The following is a 4,424-nucleotide window of genomic DNA, read 5'->3' on the forward strand; positions in this document are numbered from 1 at the left end:
ATTCCGCAACTGCCGAACATTTCCGGGGAAAGGATATTTTTCAAGGTAATTCACTGCATCTTCGGTCAGCAAAAGTTCGGGCATGCGGTATTTTTCAGCAAAATCGATTGCAAATTTCCTGTATAGTAAATGAATATCACCTTTTCTTTCTCTCAACGGCGGCATGTCGATTTGCACCGTATTTAGGCGGTAATACAAATCTTCGCGGAATCTGCCGTCATTTATGGCATTCAGCATGTTTACATTCGTGGCAGCCACAATTCTTACATCGGTTTTCTGGATTTGTGAAGAACCGACTTTCATAAATTCGCCGCTTTCCAGCACACGAAGTAAACGAACCTGGGTTTGGAGCGGTAATTCACCCACCTCATCAAGGAAAATTGTTCCGCCATCAGCAACCTCAAAATATCCTTTTCTGGTAGAAGTTGCTCCGGTAAACGCACCTTTTTCGTGTCCGAAAAGTTCAGAATCAATGGTTCCTTCAGGGATTGCGCCACAGTTGACCACAATATAAGGCTGGTGCTTCCGTCTGGATTCGCTATGGATAATTTTCGGAATAAATTCTTTCCCCACACCGGATTCCCCCATCACCAATACCGAAATGTCGGTTGGCGCGACCTGTATTGCTTTTTCCAGAGCCCGGTTAAGAGCCGGATAGTTTCCGATGATTCCGAAACGGGTTTTTATGGATTGTAAATCTGTCATTTTTTTAATTTCAAAGTTTTCAAAACGGTTAAAGAGATTTACGTCAATAATCTTATACCGTAATCTCAGCTGCGGTTGTCCCCAAAAGCGTTCCCTGGGTGTTTCCGTGAACAAAAACAGACACAATGTCGCCTAACTTCTGGCCTTCGATTTTATCGAAAACACAAACAGCGTTCTGCGAGTTTCGGCCTTTCCACTGGTTCTCGTTTTTTCTGGAAGTGCCCTCAATAAGCACTTCATGAACTCTGCCTACATAACCCTGCATTCTTTTTCTAGAAAGTTCCCCCTGAAGCGCGATCACTTCTGCTAATCGTCTTTGTTTTACATCAGCAGGTACATCGTCTTCCATTTTTTTATGGGCTGGCGTTCCCGGTCTTTCGGAATAAGCGAACATGTAGCCGTAATCGTACTCCACTTCTCGCATAAGGGAAAGGGTAAGTTGATGATCTTCTTCAGTTTCGCCGCAGAAACCAATAATCATATCCTGAGAAAAAGAGATATCGGGAACGATTTCTTTTCCTTTCTTAATTAAATCCAAATATTCCTGGCGGGTGTGTTGGCGGTTCATTTTCTCTAAAATCCTGTCGCTTCCGCTTTGTACCGGAAGGTGAACATATTTGCAGATATTATGGTGTTTCGCAATCACTCTGAAAACCTCTTCCGTCATTTCATGCGGATTGGACGTAGAGAATCGGATTCTCATTTCAGGAACAGCAACGGCAACCATATCAAGAAGCTGTGCGAAATTTACTGCAGTAAGTTTCTGCATTTCCGATGCGTTTTTGAAATCTTTTTTCGGTCCGCCTCCGTACCAAAGATAGGAATCCACATTCTGGCCGAGAAGCGTAATTTCTTTATATCCGTTATTCCACAACTCTTTACATTCGTTGATGATCGAATGAGGATCGCGGCTTCTTTCGCGCCCGCGGGTAAACGGAACGACGCAGAACGTACACATATTATCGCAACCTCGCGTAATGGTTACAAAAGCGGTAACACCGTTCCCGCCTAAACGGACTGGGTTGATGTCGGCATATGTTTCTTCTTTCGAGAGGATTACGTTGATGGCATCGCGGCCGCCATCGGTCTCCTTTAAAAGATTTGGCAGATCTCTGTAAGCATCAGGTCCTACAACTAAATCAACCAGTTGCTCTTCTTCCAGGAACTTTGTTTTCAGTCTTTCGGCCATGCAGCCCAATACGCCAACTGTGAGATTGGGTTTTGCTTTCTTTAAATTTTTGAACTGAGACAGACGCATTCTCACTGTTTGCTCAGCTTTTTCACGGATAGAGCATGTGTTTAATAAAATTAAATCTGCTTCATCCTGATTTAGTGTCGTGTTGTATCCCTGTTCGCTGAGAATGGAGGCAACGATCTCAGAATCAGAGAAATTCATCTGGCATCCGTAACTTTCCAGAAAAAGTTTTTTGGAGTTCTGTGGCTTCTCTGCAATTGCAAATGCTTCACCCTGTTTGGTTTCGTCTATATATTTTTCCTGCACAATTAATGATTTGAAATACGAATTTAAGATTTGAGGTTTCAGACTTAAATTCAAATTTGTTAACGGTGCAAAGATAAGAATTTTAGTGACAGAATGGCAGAAAAATTTAATCCATTGTAAAGGCTAAAGGTAATTTGAAATGGTATCTCACCGGAATCCCGTGGATGTTTCCCGGAGTCCATTTGTTACGGATTTGAGAGATGCTTTTTACCACCATATCGTCGAACGCCTTTAATCCAGAAGATTCGGCGAGTTTCACATTGCTTATTTTACCGTCGGTTTCTACGACAAACGTTACGGTAAGCCTGAATGTTCCGGTGAAAGTGAACCGGGAAAGATCGATGCTTTGAAATACTTTTTTGCGAAAATTGTTGATACCGCCTTCGTAAGTGGCCATTTCCATATCATTTACAGGATCGTAACCTTCTTTTAAATCCTGAAAAAGTTCATGAGGAATAATCCAGAAACTGGTGAGAGCCGCGACTTTGTTTCCGTCTACCACAGCGGGATTCCAGCCGGTTAAGTATTTGGCAACTTCTTTGGTAAGTTCAAAGGCGCATTTGTTTTTCTCTAAACTTTCAGCGTCTTCACTTTTAACATACTTTATTTTTTTGTCGGGATACACTACGATCCGGAAACTGAAAGCTTCATTTTTGTTTTCGCAAGGCTGCATCTTCTTATCAATTAAAACCTGATGGAAATCTTTGTAAAACTGAACATTTCCGCCAACATAATCGGTTTGTCCGGTAGGATATTTATCGTATATGTCCTGTGAAAAAGCAGTTGAATAGAGAAAAAGCGAAAGAAAGAGTAAAAATTTAGGGTTCATAGAAAAATATTAGGGCAATGTTAAATCAAGAGTCGGACGGAATCTTTTTGGCCAAGTTCTTAAATTGTCTTAGTGGTAAATGACAATGGCATTCTGAATAAAAATTTTATTGGAACTCCGTGTAAAGTTGCTGGTTTCCACTTGTTTTTTATCTTTTTAATAGTACGCAGAATCATTTCATCGTATTCTTTGAGACCAGATGAATTTTCTAATTTTAATTCCTCCATTTCTCCTTGCTCATTCAGTACAAATAAAACAATGACGGTAACTTTGCCCTTGCCCTTTACGTAAAAATCCTGCGGATCTGCTCTCTTCATCACTTCTTTTCTGAATGCATCAATTCCACCTTCATAAGTGGGATTTACTATGATGTCATCCGCATTATAATCGTTTTTAAAATTATCAAAAAAAGCATCCGGATAAATATAATAGTGCGCTACAGCTGCTTTGTTATTACCATTAATTTTTGCCGAAACCCAGCCAGGCATATTTTTTACAACTTCTTTTGTAAGCTCCCGGGCACATTTGTTTTCAGGTTTATGTAATTTTTCGGGATCATAAAGCACCGCTGTGTCATTTTCCAGCACTACAACGTCTGCGGACAGAAATTCATTTTTGTTTTCGCAGGGTTTAAGTTTTTTTTCAAGCAACACTTTCTGAAAATCTTTATAAAAATTTGTTCTGCCTCCGAGGTAGCTGTGCTGATCTTTGGGAAAATATATCAGTTGAGTTTGGCCGCTTAAAAAACTGCTGATAAAGAGAAGAAAATAGAATAACTTCATTCAATAATATTTTCATAAATATAAAAAAAAACTTTGCACCGAATGCAAAGTTTAATTTTTTTAGAGATCGAAACTTTCTGTCCTGAAGTTTATTTTTTGTCTCAGCTTAGAATCAACCGGCGAACCGTTGCAGGTTGCGGGCGTAAATTTCGGATTCATCTTCCTCAGTGCGAGTTCAATATCGCGGTAAAGCAGGTTGCTGTTAGGCACTTCAGGTTTTAATTCCAAACGCTGCAGATTCCCATTTTTACTGATGTTAATGATCAGCTCGAAAGTGCCGTTTACGGAGTAAAATCCTGTATCCAAATAGCCACGCATATTTTTTAAAAGCGTCTGCTTAAAGGCATTTTCGCCACCGGGGAACTGGGCGTAAACCGCATTTTCACATTTAAGACGATAAAATTCAAGAGGATTATTCAGGTCATAAGAAATCGCAAGTTTTCCGGCTTCTGTAGTGTTTTCGGAGATGTCATTGTCTTCTACAAGGTATTGCGCCTGCAACAATGTGGCTGAAAAGAGTAAAAGTATTAAGAAATTTTTCATTGTTTTAAAATTTTATTAAAGTTACCTCTTTTTAAGCAAACACCCGATTTTACAAGTGTTTTTT

5 protein-coding genes are annotated in these 4,424 nt (G+C 40.0%); all 5 read right to left on the minus strand.

The genetic code is table 11. From position 1 onward, the window contains the following. Positions 1–705 (minus strand): sigma-54 dependent transcriptional regulator (locus V5N63_RS02885; protein ID WP_332032754.1); only part of this gene is annotated, 705 nt, incomplete at its 3' end. Positions 706–757: 52 nt separating this feature from the next. Next, positions 758–2,206 carry a tRNA (N6-isopentenyl adenosine(37)-C2)-methylthiotransferase MiaB gene (gene miaB / locus V5N63_RS02890; RefSeq protein ID WP_332032792.1) on the minus strand — a complete coding sequence of 483 codons (1,449 nt, stop codon included), beginning with the start codon at positions 2,204–2,206 and terminating at the stop codon, positions 758–760. Positions 2,207–2,312: 106 nt separating this feature from the next. Further along, positions 2,313–3,035: an energy transducer TonB gene (locus V5N63_RS02895; protein ID WP_332032755.1), complete on the minus strand. Its 723-nt coding sequence runs from the start codon at positions 3,033–3,035 to the stop codon at positions 2,313–2,315. Between the two features lie 59 nt (positions 3,036–3,094). Next, positions 3,095–3,817 carry an energy transducer TonB gene (locus V5N63_RS02900; protein WP_332032756.1) on the minus strand — a complete coding sequence of 241 codons (723 nt, stop codon included), beginning with the start codon at positions 3,815–3,817 and terminating at the stop codon, positions 3,095–3,097. A 60-nt stretch (positions 3,818–3,877) separates the two neighbouring features. Then, positions 3,878–4,360, minus strand: a complete 483-nt coding sequence (locus tag V5N63_RS02905) for a hypothetical protein (protein ID WP_088468271.1) — start codon at positions 4,358–4,360, stop codon at positions 3,878–3,880. Positions 4,361–4,424: the final 64 nt, after the last annotated feature.

It is taken from the genome of Kaistella sp. (assembly GCF_032060305.1).
Classification (GTDB): Bacteria; Bacteroidota; Bacteroidia; order Flavobacteriales; family Weeksellaceae; genus Kaistella; species Kaistella yananensis.

What these genes read in the sequence shown, in the direction of transcription:
- V5N63_RS02905 (WP_088468271.1), bottom strand. Translation starts at nt 4,360, where the DNA reads ATGAAAAATTTCTTAATACTTTTACTCTTTTCAGCCACATTGTTGCAG.
- V5N63_RS02900 (WP_332032756.1), bottom strand. Translation starts at nt 3,817, where the DNA reads ATGAAGTTATTCTATTTTCTTCTCTTTATCAGCAGTTTTTTAAGCGGC.
- V5N63_RS02895 (WP_332032755.1), bottom strand. Translation starts at nt 3,035, where the DNA reads ATGAACCCTAAATTTTTACTCTTTCTTTCGCTTTTTCTCTATTCAACT.